The 20,850-nt window shown below is 49.7% G+C and carries 16 protein-coding genes and 2 pseudogenes; 13 read left to right on the top strand and 5 right to left on the bottom strand.

The window, feature by feature from the left end; all coding sequences use genetic code 11:
- The first annotated feature begins 46 nt into the window (after positions 1 to 46).
- From CW734_RS12400 to CW734_RS12385, 4 genes are all read left to right on the top strand, one after another.
- Positions 47 to 634, top strand: a complete 588-nt coding sequence (locus tag CW734_RS12400) for a redoxin domain-containing protein (RefSeq protein WP_101190688.1) — start codon at positions 47 to 49, stop codon at positions 632 to 634.
- A complete protein-coding gene (locus CW734_RS12395; protein ID WP_101190687.1) occupies positions 634 to 1,740 on the top strand; it encodes a trans-sulfuration enzyme family protein in 1,107 nt (368 codons plus the stop codon). The genes CW734_RS12400 and CW734_RS12395 overlap by 1 nt, the downstream gene beginning before the upstream one ends.
- An 81-nt stretch (positions 1,741 to 1,821) precedes the next feature.
- Positions 1,822 to 2,892, top strand: coding sequence for a PDZ domain-containing protein (locus CW734_RS12390; protein WP_232787050.1), 1,071 nt, complete (start codon positions 1,822 to 1,824; stop codon positions 2,890 to 2,892).
- A gap of 99 nt (positions 2,893 to 2,991) precedes the next feature.
- On the top strand, positions 2,992 to 3,249 hold the full coding sequence (locus CW734_RS12385) for a CsbA family protein (protein WP_101190686.1): 258 nt from the start codon (positions 2,992 to 2,994) through the stop codon (positions 3,247 to 3,249).
- 12 nt (positions 3,250 to 3,261) lie between these two features.
- Here CW734_RS12385 and CW734_RS12380 read toward each other — a convergent pair whose 3' ends face one another.
- The gene (locus CW734_RS12380) at positions 3,262 to 3,570 is read right to left on the bottom strand and encodes an AzlD domain-containing protein (RefSeq protein WP_101190685.1); all 309 of its coding nucleotides are present in this window, start codon (positions 3,568 to 3,570) and stop codon (positions 3,262 to 3,264) included.
- Positions 3,570 to 4,259 (bottom strand): annotated as a pseudogene (locus CW734_RS12375) (AzlC family ABC transporter permease). Before CW734_RS12375 ends, CW734_RS12380 begins: the two are co-directional and overlap by 1 nt.
- A gap of 153 nt (positions 4,260 to 4,412) precedes the next feature.
- Here CW734_RS12375 and CW734_RS12370 point away from each other — a divergent pair.
- The 7 genes from CW734_RS12370 to CW734_RS12340 all read left to right on the top strand — a co-directional run bounded on the left by CW734_RS12370 (position 4,413) and on the right by CW734_RS12340 (position 16,427).
- Positions 4,413 to 5,024 carry a TVP38/TMEM64 family protein gene (locus tag CW734_RS12370; protein WP_101190684.1) on the top strand — a complete coding sequence of 204 codons (612 nt, stop codon included), beginning with the start codon at positions 4,413 to 4,415 and terminating at the stop codon, positions 5,022 to 5,024.
- A 73-nt stretch (positions 5,025 to 5,097) separates the two neighbouring features.
- A complete protein-coding gene (gene addB, locus CW734_RS12365; protein ID WP_101190683.1) occupies positions 5,098 to 8,574 on the top strand; it encodes a helicase-exonuclease AddAB subunit AddB in 3,477 nt (1,158 codons plus the stop codon).
- Complete coding sequence (addA, locus tag CW734_RS12360; RefSeq protein ID WP_101190682.1) at positions 8,552 to 12,157, top strand: helicase-exonuclease AddAB subunit AddA; 3,606 nt, start codon at positions 8,552 to 8,554, stop codon at positions 12,155 to 12,157. Before addB ends, addA begins: the two co-directional genes overlap by 23 nt.
- A gap of 10 nt (positions 12,158 to 12,167) precedes the next feature.
- A complete protein-coding gene (locus CW734_RS12355; protein ID WP_101190681.1) occupies positions 12,168 to 13,346 on the top strand; it encodes a DUF418 domain-containing protein in 1,179 nt (392 codons plus the stop codon).
- A gap of 43 nt (positions 13,347 to 13,389) precedes the next feature.
- Entirely contained in the window at positions 13,390 to 14,289 is a 900-nt protein-coding gene (locus CW734_RS12350; RefSeq protein WP_101190680.1) for a fumarylacetoacetate hydrolase family protein, read from the top strand.
- 68 nt (positions 14,290 to 14,357) lie between these two features.
- Positions 14,358 to 14,732 carry a YisL family protein gene (locus CW734_RS12345; protein WP_101190679.1) on the top strand — a complete coding sequence of 125 codons (375 nt, stop codon included), beginning with the start codon at positions 14,358 to 14,360 and terminating at the stop codon, positions 14,730 to 14,732.
- 258 nt (positions 14,733 to 14,990) lie between these two features.
- Positions 14,991 to 16,427 (top strand): alpha-amylase family glycosyl hydrolase, encoded by a 1,437-nt coding sequence (locus CW734_RS12340; protein ID WP_101190678.1) that lies wholly within the window; start codon positions 14,991 to 14,993, stop codon positions 16,425 to 16,427.
- A 109-nt stretch (positions 16,428 to 16,536) separates the two neighbouring features.
- Here CW734_RS12340 and CW734_RS12335 read toward each other — a convergent pair whose 3' ends face one another.
- The 3 genes and pseudogenes from CW734_RS12335 to CW734_RS12325 form a co-directional block, all read right to left on the bottom strand.
- Entirely contained in the window at positions 16,537 to 17,844 is a 1,308-nt protein-coding gene (locus CW734_RS12335; RefSeq protein WP_232787049.1) for a CoA-disulfide reductase, read from the bottom strand.
- 14 nt (positions 17,845 to 17,858) lie between these two features.
- Positions 17,859 to 18,708 (bottom strand): annotated as a pseudogene (locus CW734_RS12330) (DegV family protein).
- A 13-nt stretch (positions 18,709 to 18,721) separates the two neighbouring features.
- Entirely contained in the window at positions 18,722 to 19,534 is an 813-nt protein-coding gene (locus CW734_RS12325) for a Cof-type HAD-IIB family hydrolase (protein ID WP_101190677.1), read from the bottom strand.
- A 136-nt stretch (positions 19,535 to 19,670) separates the two neighbouring features.
- Between CW734_RS12325 and CW734_RS12320 the strand changes: the two genes are divergently transcribed.
- Positions 19,671 to 20,438 carry an alpha/beta fold hydrolase gene (locus CW734_RS12320; protein ID WP_101190676.1) on the top strand — a complete coding sequence of 256 codons (768 nt, stop codon included), beginning with the start codon at positions 19,671 to 19,673 and terminating at the stop codon, positions 20,436 to 20,438.
- A gap of 68 nt (positions 20,439 to 20,506) precedes the next feature.
- Positions 20,507 to 20,815, top strand: coding sequence for a metal-sulfur cluster assembly factor (locus CW734_RS12315; RefSeq protein WP_058383381.1), 309 nt, complete (start codon positions 20,507 to 20,509; stop codon positions 20,813 to 20,815).
- Positions 20,816 to 20,850 lie beyond the last annotated feature (35 nt).

Genomic DNA, 20,850 nt, shown 5'->3' with positions numbered 1-20,850 from the left:
GGACAGTTCGTTTATCGTATGATGGTAACGGAATGGAGTGAAAAGAATGTCGAAAAAAGTGATCGGGCTTCTGATAGTAGCCATTTTGGTCATCATTCTAGCGGTATGGGCTGTCTTAGATAGCCAAAAAGAAGACCGCGCACTGAATAAAATGGCCCTTGGCAGCACTGTCGATTTTTTGCCGACTGATGAAGGGCTGGCAAAAGGCGAACTCGCTCCCGACTTCGAATTGACGACTTTGAAAGGCGAGGAAATGCGCTTGTCGGATTACCGGGGCAAAGCGGTCATCCTTAATTTTTGGGCGACATGGTGCCCGCCTTGCCGAGCAGAAATGCCGCATATGCAAACTTTCTATGAGAACCAACAGGATAAAGATGTCGAAGTGGTAGCTGTCAATTTGACGACAGAAGACCGCGGCATGACGGAAATCGAAAATTTTGTTGAAGAGTTCGGCTTGAGCTTTCCGATTCCGATGGATGTGGATGGAGATATTGGCGCGCTCTACCAAGCGTTTTCCATTCCGACTTCCTATATCATAGACAGAGAAGGCCGTATCTTGCATAAAATTGTCGGCCCGATGGATGAAGAAATGATGAATGGATTTATCGAAGAAATCAATGAGGAGGAATCATAATGACATCAATCGATACAAAATCTGTACACACAGCGGGAATGGAAGAGCGGACAATCCGCCCGAAAGTCATGCCAATCTACCAAACATCGGCTTTTTCCTTCTCTTCTTTAGAAGAGTTGGAGGGCTATTATGAAGGAAACGGAACTTATCTCTACACGCGGACAGCTAACCCGAACACGGATGCACTCGGCCAGACAGTCGCACAGCTAGAAGGTGCCCCAAAAGGCGTTGCTGCGTCTTCGGGCATGTCCGCGATACTCGCGGGTATCCTGTCCGTCGCAGAAGCGGGAGACCATATCCTCGCCGCAGAGGATGTATACGGAGGCACTTTCCATTTGCTGAAGGAAGAATTGAGAAGGCTTGGCATTACGGTCCATTTCGCTGATTTCTCGGAAACCGGCACGATTGAGCAGATGTTGGTCGATTTCCCTGAAGTGAAATTGATGGTGAGCGAATCGATTACCAATCCATTTTTGCGAATCGAAGACATCGAAGGGCTCGTCCAATTGAAAAATCAATACGGCGTTAAAGTGATGATTGATAATACATTCGCGACGCCTTATACGTTTACACCTTATACACAAGGCGTGGATTTGGTCGTACATAGCGCCACCAAGTACCTTGGCGGGCATAGTGATGTCACATCAGGCGTATTGGTAGGCGATCCCGCTTTAATCGAAGAAGCCACAAAACGTGTCGTGAATCTCGGCATGAACCTAAGTCCTTTTGAAGCATGGCTAACGATACGCGGCATCAAAACATTGGCGCTTCGTATGGAAAAGCAAAACGCCAATGCACAGGCGATTGCCGACTTCCTGCAAGACAAGGCACGGGTGTGGTATCCGGGGAAAGGCGCGATTGTTTCATTTGAACTTCCTGAAACTGCCGACGTCTCAGCCTTCTTTTCTTCACTCGGCTGGATCAAGATCGTTCCGACTTTGGCTGGTGTCGAAACGACCGTCTCTTATCCATTCGGCACGTCTCACCGTGCATTATCCGCAGAAGAAAAAGCGCGGATCGGTGTAACTGAGCGCGTCGTCAGGCTTTCCGCCGGAATCGAAGGCATTGAAGATATACTTGGGCAGCTGCAGCAGGCATTTAACTGATTGAAAAAGATGTAGGGCTATCCCTGCATCTTTGGTACAATGGAAGATAAGTTCATTTAGCTTAAGGATGGTGTCAGTGGAGTGTTAACGGATTTTTTGATGGCGATCGCCATGTTTTTTCTTAACCCTGTTTTTTATGTCGCATTATTTGCTGCGACGATGCTTGGATATTTTCGCGTTAAAAAAGAACGCCGCATTTTCCGCACGCGGATCGTGTATGGCGGAACAGAATTTAAACGCTTGCTGAAAGATGGCTGGTTGTATGCGTTAATCTTATCGGTCATCGTGGCTGCTGCCGGTTTGGCAGTGCCGATGGAATGGTTGATTGCACTCAGCATCGTGAGCATTATCGTCATGCTGACAGGTTTTTACCACCTGGCTTCTTTCGTCTATTTGGCGGGAGCGGCAGCGCTGGTCGTCTGGTTGTTCGAAGCCAATGATTGGGTGATCAATCTAGGGTTCGCCGAAATGACGGGCAGGGGGCTTGCGGACGGCTGGCTCATTTCAGTCGCGTTGATTGCAGGGCTTTTGCTATTCATCGAAAGCCGCATGGTCGAAAAGTCAGCTGCCGCTGCCGCTTCGCCGCGTTTGCATAAATCGGCTCGCGGATTGCGTGCCGCTGCCTATATTTCACGCCGCCTATGGCTGATACCGGCTGTTCTGGTCGTCCCTGGAGAAATGATTTCCGAATACGCACCGTACTGGCCACAGCTGCCGATCGGGGAAACGGCCTTTTCATTCATTTTGTTCCCGCTGGTATTTGGTTTCCAAGGGCGCAGCAAACGCACGCTGCCTGTTTATTTGTATCCAAAAATCGCGAAATCGGTCACTTGGTCAGCTGTGTTGACGATCGTCCTTGCCTTATTCGGTTTTCTTTGGCAGCCGATGGCGATTATCGCGCTGGCCGCCGGAGCGTTGTTCCGTTTGGGAATTAGCTTGTATTATGCACAGAAAGAGCGCAGCGGGAATTACACCGTGACACCACAAGCGCAAGGCGTCATGATCATCGACGTGCTTCCGGGATCTCCTGCAGAGAAGATGGGGCTTGTGCGCGGGGAAATCATCCGCAAAGTGAACGGCACGACCGTAACGAATGAAACAGAACTATACGAAGCAATCCAGCTCAATGCAGCGCATTGCCGCCTGGAATGAAGCGATCATAACCTGGAAATGCGTTTGCGTCACCATGTCGTCTTCCGCCATGACCATCACCGCCTGGGTCTCTTGATTGTCGAGTAAGGAGAGAAGAATATGGAGTCAATGGTGACTAAGTTTTTCCTATCGCTGTTTGTGCCCGGGCTTCTTGTTATCCTGTTTACGCGCGTGACGTTCAACCATTATGTCGGCCTCATATTGACCGTGGCATTGATTGCCGCGGCCGTTTATGCCGGCTTCACACATACGTGGTTATTGTTTGTCGTCAACGCCGCTTCGTTAACAGCTGGTTTCTGGTATGCGAGCAATATGTATCATAAAAGAAAAACAGCCGAAGCTCATGAAAATGAGTGACGGCTTTTTTTCTTATCCGAACCAAAGTCCGTATACGGAGAGAATGGCAATGGTCCCGAGTACGACGAGGATAACGTTCGCCCCGGTAAACGCGATGGCAAATGCGGATGCGGCCCCGATCACGCCAAACCAGACGTTTTCCTGTATGAAGAACACGGCCGGGAAAATCAATGCGCCGAGGACGGCATAAGGAATATTGCGCAAAACACTCTGTACAGCTTCCGGTAATTCACGTCCTTCCAAAAAGGTTAACGGTATTGCGCGTGGAATATAAGTAACAACGGCCATTCCAAAAATCATCCACCAAAACCAGGCACCCATTAGGCGGCAACTCCTTTCCGTGAAATCAGTTCAATAATGATCGCTGAAGCAAGCGTCGACACCATGATCGCCCAGCCAGTGGACAGCCAGCCGGTGAAATAGAACAGTGAGTTGAAAAGTGCGGCGATCAACGCCAAGCTGACAACTTTCCGGTTGCCTTTCATGGACGGCACGAGCAAGCCGACGAACATCGCATACAGTGCGATCGACATGGACGCCTGCAGGAAGCCTGGGAGGCTGGCGCCGATCAAATGGCCAAGCGAAGTGAATGCCACCCAGCTTCCGTAGGAAATAACGATGACACCCGCGGCAAATGAAGTGCGGATCTTGTCGCCCGGCTGCGTAGCGAGTACAGTAAACGTTTCATCGGTAATGCCGAATGCGTACAGCGCTTTTTCCAGCGGGCATCCGGTTCCATCTTTTCATTCAATGCCGCTGTCATCAAAAGTGGCGGATGTTGACGATGAACGTATTGACGACAATGAGCGCCGGGAGTACACCGGCTGTGATAAGGAAAGTGATATGTACTGGGCAGCGCCGGCAAAGACGAAAATGCTCATGGCGGTCGCTTCGATGAGTGATAAACCTGTCGTTTTGGCCAGCAGCCCAAAAGTCAACGCAACCGGAAAATAGCCGATGGCAATGCTGGCGCCGGCTTTCAGCCCTGAAGAGAATCCGTGTTCTTGCAATTTATTCCGCCTTTTGCCGCAAGTATTTCTCTTTTCCAAAACGGGAGAAAGTGTAAAGTAATTATAATAGCATAGCATATTTTCTCCTGTTTTAGATTCATTATTGAAAATCGCGCAATTTAAAAGGAATGAGCCTATGTCGGATTTTTCACTATGGAAAACATTGTCGAGTTAACGCAATCTTACCGGGCATTTGGCCCGCTCATCGGGTTTTGCTGCCGTTTATTGAATCGTTTTGCCGTTTTGCCGCTCTTTGTCTTCGTCTTCGCCAATGCGACAGCCTATGGCCTATGGCTCGGGTTCCTCCTGTCATGGGGCGGGGCAGTCGCCGGTTCGTATACCGTTTTCCTGCTGATCCGCAAGTTCGGGCAAGCGCGATTCATGAATTTCATGACGCGCCATGAGAAAGTCGAAAGGCTCATCCATTGGGTGGAGCGCAACGGCTTCGGCCCTTTGTTCTTGCTGCTGTGTTTCCCGTTTACGCCGTCGGCATTGGTCAACTTAGTGGCCGGGCTATCAAATATCAGCCGCCATTATTACTTATTGACCTTGATGGCGGGCAAATTCGTCATGGTCTTGACGATTTCATACGTCGGCTATGATATCCGCGCTTTGTTCACACAGCCGATCCGGACAGGTATCGTCATTGCTGTCATCGTACTGCTTTATGTTATCGGGAAAATTTTGGAGAAGCGGCTCAACAAAAAAGTGGAAGCCGACTTCAAAAGAGCGAAAGAAGAACGCGAAAAAGAACGGCTATCTTAACAGGAAAGTCGTTCTTTTCGATTGTTTATTGTATAATAAGAACAAATGTTCTTATTGAAAAGGGGTGCATTACATGTCTTTACGAATTGTCTACGGGCGCGCCGGTACCGGAAAAACCCGTTTTGTCCAAGAAGAAATCGCCGATAGTTTGAAAGACCAAGCGGATGGGGATCCGATATTTCTGATCGTCCCGGACCAGATGTCTTTTTCTACGGAGTATCGTTTGTCCGCCGCATACGGCATGAACGGCATGATCCGTGCGCAGGCCGTGACTTTCAAGCGTCTTGCCTGGCGTGTATTACAGGAAGTCGGCGGGATCAGCCGCAAGGAAATCGACACATTCGGCTATCGCATGCTGATCCGCAGCTTGCTTGAAGAACATAAAGAGGAGTTTAATTTATTCAGAAGAGCTGCAGGCAAACGGGGCTTCACCGACCAAATCGAGCAATTGATCAAAGAGTTTTCACGTTATTGCATCGATTGCGATGAACTCGGCACCATCCGGTCATCCCTTGAAACAGCCGGAGCCCCGAGGACGCTGCAGGACAAGGCAGCAGATCTCGAACTCATCTTGCTGGAAATCGACCGCAGGCTTGGCAAAGTGTTCGTGGATTCCGAAGGCCATCTCGGCTTATTGAGCGAGAAGATCCGCCATTCGGAAACGATCAAGCATTCGGCTATTTATATCGATGGGTTCGTCAGTTTTACAGCGCGCGAGTTCCAAATCATTGAAGAGTTGTTGAAGCATGCCAAATCGGTGACGATCGTCTTGCCGATGGATGACACAAGCAGTACGGAGGATGAACAGTCGTTATTCTACCAATCTGCCGTCACTGCAAGCCGGCTTACGGATCTTGCCGCATCGGAAGGAATCGGGCTAGAACCGGAAGTGTATTTGCAAGAGCCAAAACGTTTCATGAACGAGGAACTTCTGCATATCGAACGCTTCATCGAAACGTTCCCTGCCCCATCCATCGAAGGGCAAGGAGCCGTCGAATTGGTCGAAGCGTCCAACCGGCGCGCTGAAATCCATGAGCTCGCCCGCTCGATCCGGCAGCAGGTGATGGATGGCTGCCGCTATAACGATATAGCGGTGCTGTACCGCCAGCCGGAAGTGTACGACGAATTGATCAACACCATTTTTCCGCAATACGATATCCCTTACTTTATCAGCCAAAAAAAATCGATGCTTCATCATCCATTGATCGAATTCAGCCGCTCTGCACTCGAAGCGGTCATCGGCAATTATGCATATGAACCGGTTTTCCGGGCATTGAAGACGGATTTGTTCTTCCCTGAAGGCAATGTCAGCAAATGGCGGGAGCGGGGAGACCAATTGGAGAATTTCGTCCTTGCCAATGGCATCTACGGAGACCGCTGGTTTGATGACAAGCGCTGGATCTATAAAAAATACCGCGGGCTCGAATTTCATTCAGGTATCCAGACAGACGAAGAATTGGCGCTCCAGATGGAATTGCAGACTGTCCGGGATGTGGTGCGCGACCCGCTTGAGCGTTTGAAAACCCGCCTTGGCGACTGCGTCACCGGCCGGGACTTTGCTACAGCGCTGTTTCAGTTTATCGAAGAGCTTGATGTCTATTCGAAAATCCAGCTGCTGAAAGACCGCGAAGAAGCCGACCATCAATTGCTTGCCGCGACGGAGCACGAGCAGGCATGGAATCAATGGGTCGGCGTGCTCGACCAATTCGTCCTGATGTTCGGGGACAAAGAACTGGATATGCAAAGTGCAGCACGGATTCTCGATGAAGGCTTTGAAACTTTGGAGTTTTCACGCATCCCGCCGTCGCTCGATCAAGTGACCATCGCGAAAATGGACCTGGCGCGCTTGATGGACATCCGGTCGGTCTTCATCATCGGCGCAAATGACGGCGTCTTGCCGCAACGCATCGAACACGAAGGGCTCTTGACGGATGCAGAGCGTGAGTGGTTCCAAAAAATCGGTATCGAACTTGCACCGAGCTCCCGCATGCGCTTGATGGATGAAACTTATATGGCATATCGCTCGTTCTCTTCCGCTTCCGATCGGCTAAGCGTCTCTTACCCGATTGCGGACGAAGAAGGGAAGGCCTTATTGCCTTCTTTATATATCAGGAAAATCGCCGATTTGCTTCAGCTTGAGCCCAAATTGGCAGCAATCGGCCCTGAAGAGCTGCATGAGCCGGATCCTTTGGAATACATTAGCCATCCGCGTGCAACACTTTCGCATCTGGCTGCCCAAATCAGGAGCGGGGAGCTTACCGGACAGTGGCAGGCCGTGCTCGATTATTACCGGGAAGACCCGTTGTGGTCGGCGATTATCCATCAGGTGTTCAAGCCTTTGAGCCATGGCAAAGCTGAAAAGCTATCGGAAGAGATCGCTGAATCGCTTTATGGTGCACCGATCGCTTCGAGCGTATCCCGCATCGAGACCTATCATAGCTGCCAATTTGCCCATTATGCAGCTTACGGCTTGAAACTTGAAGAACGCAGCCAATACCGTCTGGCTGCGCCGGCAATGGGAGATTTATTCCATGCCGCAATCAAATGGATTTCCGATGAAGTGATGCAACTCGGCGTTTCCTGGTCGTCGTTAAGCAAAGAACAATGCGCGGATCTCGCCAAGCGGGCGATTGAACAATTATCGCCTTATTTTGTCAACCAGATCCTGTTGAGTTCGCATCGCTATCGCTATATCCAGTACAAACTTGAAGGCATCATCCGCCAAACAGCTTTCATGTTGAGCAAGCATGCACAAGTATCCGGCTTCGTGCCGGTCGCGCTTGAAGTAGGCTTCGGCACGAAAGAAGCGATTCCGCCGCTCGACATTCCGCTCGAACGTGGGCGCAAGATGAATGTCAGGGGGCGTATTGACCGCATCGACTCGACCGATATCGGCGGCAAGCCGTATTTGCGGGTCGTCGATTATAAATCATCCAAGCAGGGCCTGGATCTCGGCGAAGTGTACCATGGCCTGGCCCTGCAAACTTTTACTTATTTGGATGTGGCCTTGACCCATTCGAAGCGCTGGCTTGGGGAGCAGGCGGAACCGGCAGGGGTGCTGTATTTCCATATGCATAACCCAATGTTGAAAATGACGAAATTATTAACTGCTGAAGAGCTGGAAGAGGAACTTGCGAAGTCATTTAAAATGAACGGTTTGGTGGTAGAAGATCCGGAAGTCATACAGGCGATGGACGATCAGATCGACGGGTATTCGAATGTTATTCCAGTGCGCCTCTATAAAAACGGCTCGGTCTCGAAAGGCTCATCGAAAACAGTTGAAAAAGATGATATGGAAACGATCCGCAAATTTGTCCGGAAAAAACACCAAGGGGCAGGGAATGGCATTCTTGACGGCAATACAGCCGTTTCGCCCTACCGCTTGAAAGATGACACGCCTTGCCAATTCTGCAATTTCCGCGCGGTTTGTCAATTCGACCCGAGTGACCCCGACCAGAGCTACCGGAAATTGCCGGTATTGAGCCCCGACCAGGCAGTGGAGAAAATACGCAAGGAGTTGAGCGCTGATGATACCGGAAAAACCGAATGATGCCACATGGACCGATGAACAATGGCAGGCGATATGGGCGAAGGGACAGGATATGCTCGTATCGGCTGCGGCCGGTTCCGGGAAAACGGCTGTCCTGATCAACCGGATGATCGAAAAAGTGCTCGATGAACAAGATCCGATATCCGTCGATGAGCTATTGGTCGTCACCTTCACGAACGCATCGGCAGCGGAAATGCGCCACCGCATGTCTGCAGCTTTAGAGCAGGCAGTTACAGCGCAGCCAGAATCCGTTCATTTAAAAAAACAATTACGGCTGATCAATAAAGCACAAATTTCGACTTTGCATTCGTTCTGCCTGCAAGTCGTGAAGCAATACGCCTATCTGTTGGAAATCGATCCTGGCTTCCGCATCGCGGGAGATACGGAAGCGGCCTTGCTTCGTGATGATGTCATGGAAGCGGTGCTCGAATCCGCTTATGAAGGCGAAGGGCGCGAGAAGGTCTACAGGCTCGCAGACAGTTTTACTTCTGACCGCAGCGACCAGGCAATGGAAATCCTGCTGGGTAAATTATATGATTATTCACGTGTGCATCCTGAACCGGAAGCATGGCTTGAACAATTGCCGAAGCTATACGATGTACCGGAACATGCCACAATTGATGAGTTGCCGTTCATGGAAGATCTGAAGATGACGATACGTCATAGTTTCGAAGCGGCGCTTGACTTGCTTGATGAAGGGTGGGAGTTGGCCACCCGTCCGGACGGCCCCGACATACTGGAAGAGAATTTCCGGATGGACGCCACGCTGATCCGTGCCGCACTCGATGCATTGGATGAATCTTGGGCATCGCTTCATGCTTATGCACGAAACATTAAATGGGAGCGTTTGGCATCCGTGAAAAAAGATTCCTGTGACCCGCAGTTGGCAGAAGAAGCGAAAGCACGGAGAAATGAAGCGAAAAAACTGTTCAATGACGTGAAAGAGGGGTATTTCACCCGCGCCCCCGAGCGTCTGCTTGAGGAAATGCGCGAAATGGCGCCACTCATGAGGACATTGGTCGATTTGACAAAGCGCTTTGCAGAAGATTACAAAGCCCTTAAAATCGACCGCGGTTTGGTGGATTTCTCGGATTTGGAGCATTATGCACTGGAAATCCTGAGCGATGGCGGGGAAGCTTCCGCGATAGCACAGGATTACCGAACACGCTTCAAGGAAGTCTTGGTCGATGAATACCAAGATACGAATATGCTGCAGGAAACGATCCTCAGCCTTGTAAAGTCGGGATCTGAACAAGACGGCAATTTATTCATGGTGGGGGATGTGAAACAGTCCATCTACCGCTTCCGTCTGGCGGAGCCGATGCTGTTCTTAGGCAAGTATTCCCGCTTTAGCCGTGAAGCTCAAGGAACGGGCCTGCGAATCGATTTGAATGCCAATTTCAGGAGCCGAAAAGAAGTGCTCGATGGAACCAATTACATCTTTTCGCAGATCATGGGCGAGCGCGTCGGTGAAATCAGCTACGATGAAGATGCGGCATTGAAGCCGAAAGCGCCATATCCGGAAGGGGATGTGCCAATCCATTTGACGCTCATCCATGAACCGGAAACGGAAGAAGGGGAAGAAATGCCCGTTGATATGGACAAGTCGCAATGGGAAGCTCGTTGGATTGCGCAAAAGATCCGCCATATGATGGATGCGGGAACCCTCGTTCACGATCCATGGAGCGGAAAAGAGCGTCCGCTTGAATACCGCGACATTGTCGTATTGATGCGTTCGATGACTTGGTCGGGTGACTTTTCCGATGAATTCAAAATGGCTGGTGTTCCGCTTTATGCGGAGTTGAGCGGCGGGTATTTCGATGCTCTCGAAGTGATGATCATGCTCAATACATTGCGCGTCATCGATAATCCGTACCAGGATATTCCGCTTGCCGCCGTTCTCCGGGCGCCGTTTTTCGGCCTTCAGGAAAATGAATTGGCAGCGATCCGCCTTGCCGATACGAAAGGCACTTTTTACGATGCATTGAAAGCGTTTATCCGCATCGGTACCATGGATGAAGCCACTCGCATTAAGCTGGCCCGTTTCACGAACAGCCTCCGCACTTGGCGGGATTTGGCGCGCAGGGGCTCGTTGTCGGAGTTGATTTGGAAAGTGTACCTGGATACGAATTACTATGAGATGGCGGGTGCTATGTCGAACGGCAAGCAGCGCCAAGCAAATCTGCGTGCCCTGCATGACCGTGCGCTCGAATACGAAAAAACCGCTTTTCGCGGATTGTTCCGGTTCCTGCGCTTTATCGACCGCATGAGGGAACGCGGGGATGATCTTGGGACGGCAAAATCATTGAGCGAAAAGGAAAATGTCGTGCGGCTCATGACCGTCCATAAATCGAAAGGCTTGGAATTTCCGATCGTCTTTTTCGCAGGGACAGGAAGGCCATTCAATGAAATGGATTTCCACAAACCGTATTTATTCGACCAGCAATATGGGCTTGCGGTCAAGGCAGTCAATCCCGATACACGCATCGAATATACCTCACTGCCTTATCTCGCCGTTAAAGAGATGAAGCAATTGCAGATGAAGGCTGAAGAAATGCGGGTCTTGTATGTAGCGATGACGCGTGCGAAAGAAAAGCTCTACTTAACTGCCTCTATAAAAGACATCGACCGCTTACTGGAGAAGTGGAAGACCGCCTCGGGCGACGTGCTGTTGCCTGACTTTAAACGTTCGCGTGCAAAATCTTATTTGGATTGGATCGGCCCAGCCGTGTCCAGGCATCCCGATGCCGAAGAACTGCATGTAGGCGGTGAAGTGCTCGAGCATCATTCACGCTTTCAGATCGATATTGTCGAGACCGTTTCCTTGGAAGAGCCGCAGCCTTTGCTCGAAGCGGAAAAAGACAGGCCGGAAGCAGAAGCAGATGCAGAACTGATTCGCAGCCGTTTCGATTTTACCTATCCCCATCAGGCAGCTGTCGAAAAACGTTCCAAGCAATCGGTGACGGAAATGAAGAGGCTGCAGTTATTGCAGCGTTCGGATGAGCCGGAATCGTTCATCCAGAACTATCAACCGAAAGCACAAAAGAAAGCGCCGCATCGCCCGGATTTCCTGATGGACCGCAAACTGTCAGCTGCAGATATCGGTACGGCAGTGCATACCGTCATGCAGCATTTGCCACTTGATCGGCAGATGGATGTAGAGGAGATCCGTCAATTTCTCGACGAGTTGACAGGACGGGAAATTCTTACGAAGGAAGAAGCGCAGGCTGTCAAAGCTGAACAAGTCGAAGCTTTTTTCCATAGTACGATTGCACAGCGCCTGATGAACGCCGAGGATGTCAGACGGGAAGTTCCTTTCACGTATGCACGTGCTGATGAAGACGGCGACCATCAGATCGTCCAAGGGATCGTCGATTGCCTGTTCAAGGAAGACGGGGAATGGATCCTGCTCGATTATAAAACGGATCAAACCCGCGGGATGGCCAATGTCCAATCGGCCATGAAAGAGCGCTATTCCATCCAATTATCGGTTTACCAAGAAGCGGTGGAAGCGATTTTGCGCATTGCGATAAAACAGCGTGTCTTGTATTTATTCTCGACAAATGAAGAAGTGGAAGTCTAGGAGGATTATTTTGAAATTACAGCCGATCTCTTTACGTGAACGGGTGGACGCCATCGATTTGATGAGGGGATTTTCATTATTCGGAATCCTGCTCATCAATATGCTGGCCTTCCACACGCCTTTAAGTTATATCGATCCGTATAAATGGTTCAGCGGAAATATGGATCAAACCATTTTCACCGGTTTGGACATTTTCGTCCAGGCAAGTTTTTATCCGTTATTCTCGATGCTGTTCGGCTATGGGCTGATGATGCAATTTTTGCGCGCCCAAGATTATGGGCAGCCGTTTATGCCAGTTGCCGTCAAGCGTTTATTGATCTTGCTGGCATTCGGGATCGTCCATGCCTTTTTAATCTGGTATGGGGATATTTTGATCACTTATGCGCTCATGGGCTTATTATTGATCGGAATGCTGCGGCTTTCGCCCGCTTGGCTTCTTGGCCTTGGGGTCTTGCTGTATACGCTTCCGCATCTAATGTTTACCGTCATCATGTTTTTAGCGGTCATGGTCGACCCGAACATCTATATCGGCTATCAGGAAGCCGAGCAATCGGTAGCTGCCTATCAATCGGGCAATTTCGCTGAAATATTCAGCCGGCGTTTAACGGATTGGTATTATGTCAATAATCCGTTTAGCTTCATCATCTTGACTGTCACCATTCTGCCACTCATGATGATCGGGGCGGCAGCGGCGAAATGGCGGATGATCGAACAAGCAGCTGCCAAGAAAAAGACCTGGCTCATGCTTGCTGTCGGGTCGCTTACAGTCGGGTTGCTGCTGAAATCGACCCCGTACCTCTTCGATAAGAATTATGCCTATCAGTATGTCCAGGAGATGTTCGGCGGGCCGCTTGTTTCGATCGGTTATGCCGGAATCATTGCCTTATTGTCGCTGAATCTGAAATTCATGAAGGCTCTATCGCCGCTAGTCAAAGCGGGCAGGATGTCGATGACCATCTACATCACGCAATCGATCATCGCGACGAGCATTTTCTATTCCTTCGGCCTGGGCTTATACGGCCAAGTGGATCTGTTGACCGGAACCTTGATCGCTGTCGGTATATTCGTTGTTCAATTGATCTTTGCAGAACTGTGGTTCAGTAAATTCAAACGGGGGCCGATCGAAATGGTCTGGCGCCGTTGGACTTACGGAAATAATTTTGAAAAAAGCAACAATTCAAAACGCTGAATGTGTATAATGAATGCAATCACAGAAAAGGAGTGTTTGACGAATGAAACTTCTATCGTTTCGCTTTCAAGGAGAAGAACGTTTTGGACCAAAGGTAAAAAAAGAAGAAGCCGTGTGGGATGTCCTCGCCATCCAGGAGCAGCTGGAAGTATTACCGGAATTTCCGGAAAAGCTGATTGATGGAGTGTCGCAAGGAATGGAGTTTGTGGAACAGATCCGCAAATTGACGGAGGCGGCTGTCCAATCGGAAACCCCTGAGCAATTCAAACACTCTTTTTCGGAAATCGAATGGCAGTCACCTGTCCCGAGACCTCCGAAAAACTTTATCTGCATCGGTAAGAACTATGCTGACCACGCTGAAGAAATGGGCGGTCAGGCACCAACGGATATGGTCGTTTTTACGAAAGCGCCCAATACCGTCGCTGCTGATGAAGAAACGGTCTCTGTACATGCAGATATCACCGATTCATATGACTACGAAGGCGAACTCGCTGTCGTAATCGGCAAAGCCGGGCATAAGATCCCGAAACAGCTGGCCTACGATCATGTATTCGGGTATACTATCGCGCTCGATTTGACCGCTCGCGACCTTCAGGAAAAACACCAGCAATATTTCCTTGGGAAAAGCTTGCCAGGCTCTTGCCCGATGGGTCCGTATCTGGTGACCAAGGATGAAATCCCACAATCACAGAATCTGTCCCTCGTGACGAAAGTGAACGACGAAGTCCGCCAAAATGGCAATACGGAAAACATGATCCGCCGCGTTGATGAACTGATCGCAGAGATCTCCAAATCGGTGGCACTTGAACCGGGCGATGTCATCCTGACTGGAACCCCAGCTGGTGTCGGCAAAGGGTTCAATCCGCCGAAGTTCCTGAAAGCGGGCGATACGATCAAAGTATCGATCCAGTCAATCGGCACACTCGTCACACATTTGTCATAAGGAACAATCACTTCCAATTGTCCTGCATGTGTTAAACTTGAGGGGACTATATTAAATGAGGTGAGCTTTTGGGATTTTTAACTGATACAACACATCTTCACATTACCATGTGGGTAGTGGGCATCGTGCTTTTCCTCGTGGCTGCATTTATGCACCGCGACAGCAAGGGACGTAAAATCGTCCACATGATCACACGACTGATCTATGTTTTGATCATCATTACCGGTCTGACATTGTTCATCGAGCATTCGTCATACGATGCCATGCTTTACGGCTTGAAATTCCTATTTGGGCTATTGACCATCGGCATGATGGAAATGGTGCTCGTGCGTGGCAAGAAACAAAAGCCTGTAACCTTGTTCTGGGCATTGTTTGCAGTATTCTTGCTCGTGACTTTATTCCTCGGCTTCAAATTGCCTGTCGGATTTAACTTCTTGGCATAATAGGCATTGCATCCAATTGAAAGCTGCACGTTCTTTGTTGGTTTTTACTGACGGGGAACGTGCAGTTTTTTTGTTGTGATCGAAATAGTGAAAATAGGCCATTCGTCTCGGGGATTTCACAGTTTGGACGAAACTAGGCACAAACAGCAGCGCTTTCACGAATATGACATAGCGGCAGACAGGCGAGTTTGATAAAATAGACCGGGTGAGCATCATCTTGGCCTCATTGAAGGAGGAGTACGGACTTGAAGAAAAACTATGATTTGGGCGTTGGCAGCAGCATTGCTATTGCCGTCAACAACTAGTGTGGCAGCTGAAGAGACCCGCACAATCGAAGACGAAAGCATCTACGACGTGCTCGTAGACCGCTATTTCAATAAACAGATTCAGAACGATTACGAAGTGGACTCCACCGATCCCGCATCGTTCAGCGGCGGTGATTTCTCAGGGATGGAAAGCGAACTTGCACACGTCCGGGATATGGGCTTTACGGTGCTGTCGGTCGGGTCAGTCTTTCAGACTGCAAGCTATGATGGGCGGCAAGTGCTGGATTATAGCCAGTTGGAACGCCATTTCGGAACGGCGGAAGAATTCCAGTCGCTCATCGATGAAGTGCATGAAGGCGAGATGAAAGCCATCGTCGACTTGCCGACGCAAGAAGTGAGTGCAGATCATGTGTGGGCACAGGAAAATCCTGATTGGTTTACTGATAACGACGACCAGACACTTGCGCTCGATACAAGCAAGGAAGAAGTCCAACAAGCCTTGATTGAAATGTTCAGCGACTTCCGCGATACATACGGAATAGACGGAGTCCGCTTGCAGGATTCAGAGGAACTGGACCCTGCATTTGTCGAAAACTTCTCCGCAGCCATGAAGCAGCAGGAAGGTTTTTATGTATTGGCAGATGCGGAAATGGAGAACCAGACCGGATTTGATGCGGTAGTGCAGGAAGGGGTAGAACAGACGCTCCGCGACAGCTATCGCAATTTTGACCAGTCTTTGGCCGATGTCCCTGAATTGATGCAGCAAACGGAAGGCAAATTGATCCGAGTCGATTCACTCGACGGTTCACGCTTTACATCGGACATCGTCGAATCAAGAGGCTATCCGCCGACCCGTTGGCGTATGCTATTCGCGCAATTATTGACGATGCCAGGCATTCCGGTCGTCCAATACGGTTCTGAAACTGCGATGAACGGCGAAGCGTTGCCGGAATCACATCAGATTTTAGATATGGCAGTCGAAAAGGAATTGATCGACTACATCACCAATCTGAACTCATTGCGCAATTCATCTGAAGCATTGCGCACGGGCGATTTGGAGCTGCTTCATGAAGAAGAGGGCTGGATGGTTTATAAGCGTTCGAATGAAGAAGAGTCGTGGATCATTGCCATAAATAACTCATCCGGAACGAAAAGCTTGAGTTTGGCGCCGGAGGTTGTCGGTGAAGGAATGGAAATGCGAGGGCTGTTCGAAAGCGATATCGTCCGTCCGGATGAAGACGGGCAGTACCGCCTCACCTTGGACCGCGAATTGGTGGAAACCTACCATATTACTGAAAAACGAGGGCTGAATACGGCGTATATCGTCACGCTTGGGCTAATGTACTTGATTTTCATGGGCTTTTTATGGATTGTCTGGAAAAAGGGCAAGCAGCGGAAAGCTGATGAAGCAGCAAAACAGAATAAATAATCAAAAAGCTGTGAACAGTTAACAAGCTGTTTCACAGCTTTTTTGCATGAAAAAAGCACCTGTTTCCAGGCGCTTTCAGTGAAAGATCAGTCGAATGCTTTATAGCCGATCATATTGACGGGATCTTTCGGCAAGAGAATGGAGGAGCGTAGCATAGTTCGAGCGCCTGCAAATCATCGACGGTCAATCCTCCATAAATCGCAGTCGCTATTACATCGATGCGCTTGTCGACCCCTTTGCCTCCGACGCATTGCGCACCTAAAATCTGTCTGGTTTCAGGATTGTAATGGACTTTTAAGGTCAGTTTTTCATGGTCCGGATAATAGCCCGCGTTCGAGTTTCCGGTATGGATGACCGTTTTGGCGGTGAGCTCTTTTTCTTTGATCGCCGTTTCAGTCAGCCCAGTCATCGCTGCATCCAGACCGAAAACTTTCAAGGCGGAAGTGCCGAGCAGCCCTTTTTTCGGAATCGGATTTCCGGTAATGTGCTGCGCCACAAGAAAAGCTTGCCGGTGCGCAGGTACAGCGAGCGGGACACGTTTCGGGTCTCCGGTGATAAAATCGAAATTCTCCGACGCATCCCCGATGGCGTAGATCGATTCATCGTCTGTCTGCATGAACTCATTGGTCCGGATGCCTCCGGTTTCACCGATGCTGAGCCCGGCATCTTCAGCGAGTGCGGTATTCGGTTTCAAGCCGATGCTCATGATGACAAAATCGGTTTCCAGACTCTTTCCATCGGACAAGCCGACGCTTCGATCATCGATTTTTTCGATGACGGTTTCGGTATGGACTTGGACGCCGTTTTTCTCCAGCTCTGCATGCAGAAGCTGCGACAGGTCCTCATCCAAAATCGATAGGATGGCGCTCGACTTATGGACGATATCGACTTCTAGTCCGAGATGCTTAAGGTTCTCAGCCATTTCAAGCCCGATGAACCCGGCACCCGAAACGACGCAATGAGATGGCTTTTCGCTTTGAATATAGGAATGAATGGCCTGCATATCGCCATAGCTGCGCAGCGTAAATACATGGCTCTTCTGTGAGCCTTCAATCTCCGGCATGATGGTGCTGCCGCCGGGAGACAAAATCAACACGTCATAGGAATCGTGGAACTCATCGCCCGTCTTTAAGTTGCGGACGCGAATCTTTTTCTCGGAACGGAGAATTTCCACGACTTCGTGTTCGAGCTTGACATCGATATTGCGTTTTTGCTGGAACTGTTCCGGGTCGGCCATCAGGATCGAAGTTTCATCCTTAATGACTTCGCCAATTACATATGGCGTTCCGCAAGCCGCATAGGACATTGTCGAATCCCGGTCGTACACTGTGATAGTCATTTCCTTATCATAGAAACGGAGTTGGCCCGCTGCAGTTGCACCTCCGGCTACCGCGCCGACTACAATCACTTTTTTCATCAACAGTCCACTCCTCAATCGGTTTTATTATAGAAGAATAAGGCGAGCGTGCCAGGTCCTGTATGTGCGCCGATTACGGAACCGACCATGTGGATTTCGATTTCTTTCGGGTTGTAAGCAGCTTCGATTTCGCCTTTCAGGGCATTGGCAAACTCCAGGTCATCGGCGTGGCTGATGGCGATCACTTGCTGGTCCAAATTGCTGCCGCGCTCTTTCATCAGTTCGATCATCCGCTTGATGACTTTTTGCGCCCGCGTAATTTTCAATCGGCACGAGCTTGCCGTCTTCGACATGAAGCAAAGGCTTGATATTCAATAAGCCGCCGACGAATGCGCTGCCTTTTGAAATACGGCCGCCTTTCGCCATGTAATCCAGATCTTCAACCGTGAACAGGCTTTCGAGATGGTCGGCCTTGAAACGCACTTTTTGGATGATCGCATCATGGTTTTCACCGGCATTGCGCAATTTCACGGCTTCTTTGACGAGCAGTCCGTAGCCGAGTGAAGCCGCTTTGGAATCGACGATCGTCAAGTTCAAATCCGGGTATTCTTCGCGCACTTGATCTGCCACCATCACTGCTGTCGCATAGGTACCGGACAATTCCGAGGAAAAGGCAATATAGAATCCCGCTTCTTTATCTTTTGCCAATTGTTCGAATGCCTTGAGCATTTCTTCCGGAGACGCTTGAGACGTTTTTGGATGGATGCCGGAGCGGATGGCATCATAGACTTTCATGGAATCGATTGTCCGGATGTCTTCGTACTCGGCGTCTCCGATATGGACGCGCAAAGGGAACAGGACGACCTGCTCCTGCTCAAAAAAAGCTTTCGGTAAATCAGATGCGCTATCTGCAAATAATCTCATGGATCTTCCTCCTTTAGATTTTCAGTTTCAAGCGGTCCATCAGCAATTCAGCGATGCCGTCTTCATTATTGGTCAAGGTGATTTCGTTGGCGATGTTTTTCAACGGGGCTATGGCATTGCCCATCGCAACCCCAACTCCTGCAAAGTCCAGCATTTCCAGATCGTTGTCTTCATCGCCGAATGCGATGATATGCTCTTTCGCGATGCCCAGTGATTTTGAGACACGGTCGATGCCGACAGCTTTGTTCATGCCCGAGCGGACAATTTCAATGACGTGCCAAGGTGCGCCCCAGCGGCGATGGTCAATGACTTCCGCATGCACTTCCGATAGGTGGTCGTGAATGGCATGGACTTTTTCGTATGGTGCATGGATGAGCATCGACGTCGGATCGGTTTTTAAATAATTGCGCAAATCCCCAGTCGTGATGCTCGGGTCACCAAAACTGAAGATATCCATCAGTTTCTCATCATGGTGGTGGACATAGACATCATCCAATACTTCCGCGACGATGTTGTGGAAATCGAAAGCGTGCATCGATTCGACGACTTCGTGTACGACATCCAAGCCGATCGGCGTATGGTGCAGACCCCAGCGTTCGTCGTTCGGGTGATGGACAAAAGCTCCATTGAAATTGACGATCGGCGTGTTGAGGCCGAGTTCGCGGTAATAGATTTCACTTGCGCGGTATGGACGCCCAGTCGCGATCATGACCTGGTGGCCTGCTTGTTGGGCTTGATTCAAAATGGTCTTGGTTTTAGGTGAAATGACTTTTTGGTCGGTCAATAATGTTCCGTCCAAGTCGAGTACGATTAAATGTTGTTTCATATAAAAATCCGGCTCCCTTCTATCTACCTTCAGTTTAGCGATAATAGAGGCTATCCGTCAAAAAAACCTGACGGCAATGCCGGAATTTGCGGGAACAAAGAAAAATTGGTAGGATTTAGGGTGAGGAGTGAAGCGCATGAAAGTAGCAAATGAATTATGGGGAAATATCCCGATCTTACATATAACACCTGAAGGCCACGCGGGCGGTCCATTGCCGACTGTCATTTTTCTGCACGGGCATACGAGTGCCAAAGAACATAATTTGCATTATGCCTGGCAATGGGCTAAAAAAGGGGTCCGTGTCATCTTGCCGGATGCGCTGCTTCATGGAGAGCGGGATCAATCGCTAGATGAAGTCCAGATCAGCCTGCGCTTTTGGGAAATTGTCTTGACGTCCATCGAAGAACTCGGATTTTTGCACGAAGAATTGCACAAGCGCCAATTGACCAGTGGGGAACCGGCTGTCGGAGGCACATCTATGGGCGGCATCACGACGCTCGGCGCATTGACGGCCCATCCATGGATCAAAGCGGCAGCTGTCATGATGGGTTCCGGAAATTATGTGGAGCTTGCGAAAGCCCAAATGCGGCAATACGAGTCGCGTGGTTTTGACTTGCCGCTCACCGATGAGGAACGAGAAGGCATGCTTCAGGCCCTGTCCCGTTTTGATATCAGTTTGAACCGCCAATCCTTTGGCGGGCGCCCGGTCTTTTTCTGGCATGGCGTAAAAGACCCGACCGTTCCTTTTGAACCGACTAACCGGCTTTTCCATGCATTGCAGCAGGATTATGCCGCCTATCCGGAACGACTGGCATTCATGAAAGAAACAGAAGCGGCGCACGCGGTCAGCCGCAAAGGAATGCTTTCCGCGACTGCTTGGATCGCCGACCGGTTAAGCGAATAAGCAAGTCAATTTCATTTCGCAGTGATGTTTGGTAAGATAAGCAGTAACAGGAAAAGGAGGGATTCCGAATGGACCAAGAAACAAAAGACTATCTATTAGGTGCACTTGAAAATGTCATCGACCCAGAACTAGGTGTTGATATCGTCAATTTGGGCCTTGTATATGATGTAGAATTATCCGAAGATGGTTTCTGTGTGGTCACTATGACACTCACTTCAATGGGATGCCCAATGGGGCCGCAAATCGTCCAGATGGTGAAAACATCTTTGTATGAATTGCCGGAAGTTGAGGAAGTCGATGTAAAAATCGTCTGGCAGCCTGTCTGGAGCAAAGACCATATGTCGCGCTACGCCAAAATGGCGCTCGGCGTTCGATAAAAGAAATAGCAGAAAGCCGCAGGGGAGAAATTCCT

It is taken from the genome of Planococcus sp. MB-3u-03 (assembly GCF_002833405.1).
Lineage (GTDB): Bacteria > Bacillota > Bacilli > Bacillales_A > Planococcaceae > Planococcus.
The sequence above is the reverse complement of the archived record's forward strand: the minus strand, read 5'-3'. Positions and strand labels throughout refer to the sequence as shown.

Excerpts from the sequence above, each read along its gene's own strand:
- addB (WP_101190683.1), top strand. The coding sequence starts at position 5,098 with ATGTCTTTACGAATTGTCTACGGGCGCGCCGGTACCGGAAAAACCCGT.
- CW734_RS12380 (WP_101190685.1), bottom strand. The coding sequence starts at position 3,570 with ATGGGTGCCTGGTTTTGGTGGATGATTTTTGGAATGGCCGTTGTTACT.
- CW734_RS12400 (WP_101190688.1), top strand. The coding sequence starts at position 47 with ATGTCGAAAAAAGTGATCGGGCTTCTGATAGTAGCCATTTTGGTCATC.
- CW734_RS12315 (WP_058383381.1), top strand. The coding sequence starts at position 20,507 with ATGGACCAAGAAACAAAAGACTATCTATTAGGTGCACTTGAAAATGTC.
- CW734_RS12350 (WP_101190680.1), top strand. The coding sequence starts at position 13,390 with ATGAAACTTCTATCGTTTCGCTTTCAAGGAGAAGAACGTTTTGGACCA.
- CW734_RS12340 (WP_101190678.1), top strand. The coding sequence starts at position 14,991 with ATGATTTGGGCGTTGGCAGCAGCATTGCTATTGCCGTCAACAACTAGT.
- CW734_RS12370 (WP_101190684.1), top strand. The coding sequence starts at position 4,413 with ATGGAAAACATTGTCGAGTTAACGCAATCTTACCGGGCATTTGGCCCG.
- addA (WP_101190682.1), top strand. The coding sequence starts at position 8,552 with ATGATACCGGAAAAACCGAATGATGCCACATGGACCGATGAACAATGG.
- CW734_RS12335 (WP_232787049.1), bottom strand. The coding sequence starts at position 17,844 with ATGAAAAAAGTGATTGTAGTCGGCGCGGTAGCCGGAGGTGCAACTGCA.
- CW734_RS12385 (WP_101190686.1), top strand. The coding sequence starts at position 2,992 with ATGGAGTCAATGGTGACTAAGTTTTTCCTATCGCTGTTTGTGCCCGGG.
- CW734_RS12325 (WP_101190677.1), bottom strand. The coding sequence starts at position 19,534 with ATGAAACAACATTTAATCGTACTCGACTTGGACGGAACATTATTGACC.
- CW734_RS12395 (WP_101190687.1), top strand. The coding sequence starts at position 634 with ATGACATCAATCGATACAAAATCTGTACACACAGCGGGAATGGAAGAG.
- CW734_RS12320 (WP_101190676.1), top strand. The coding sequence starts at position 19,671 with ATGAAAGTAGCAAATGAATTATGGGGAAATATCCCGATCTTACATATA.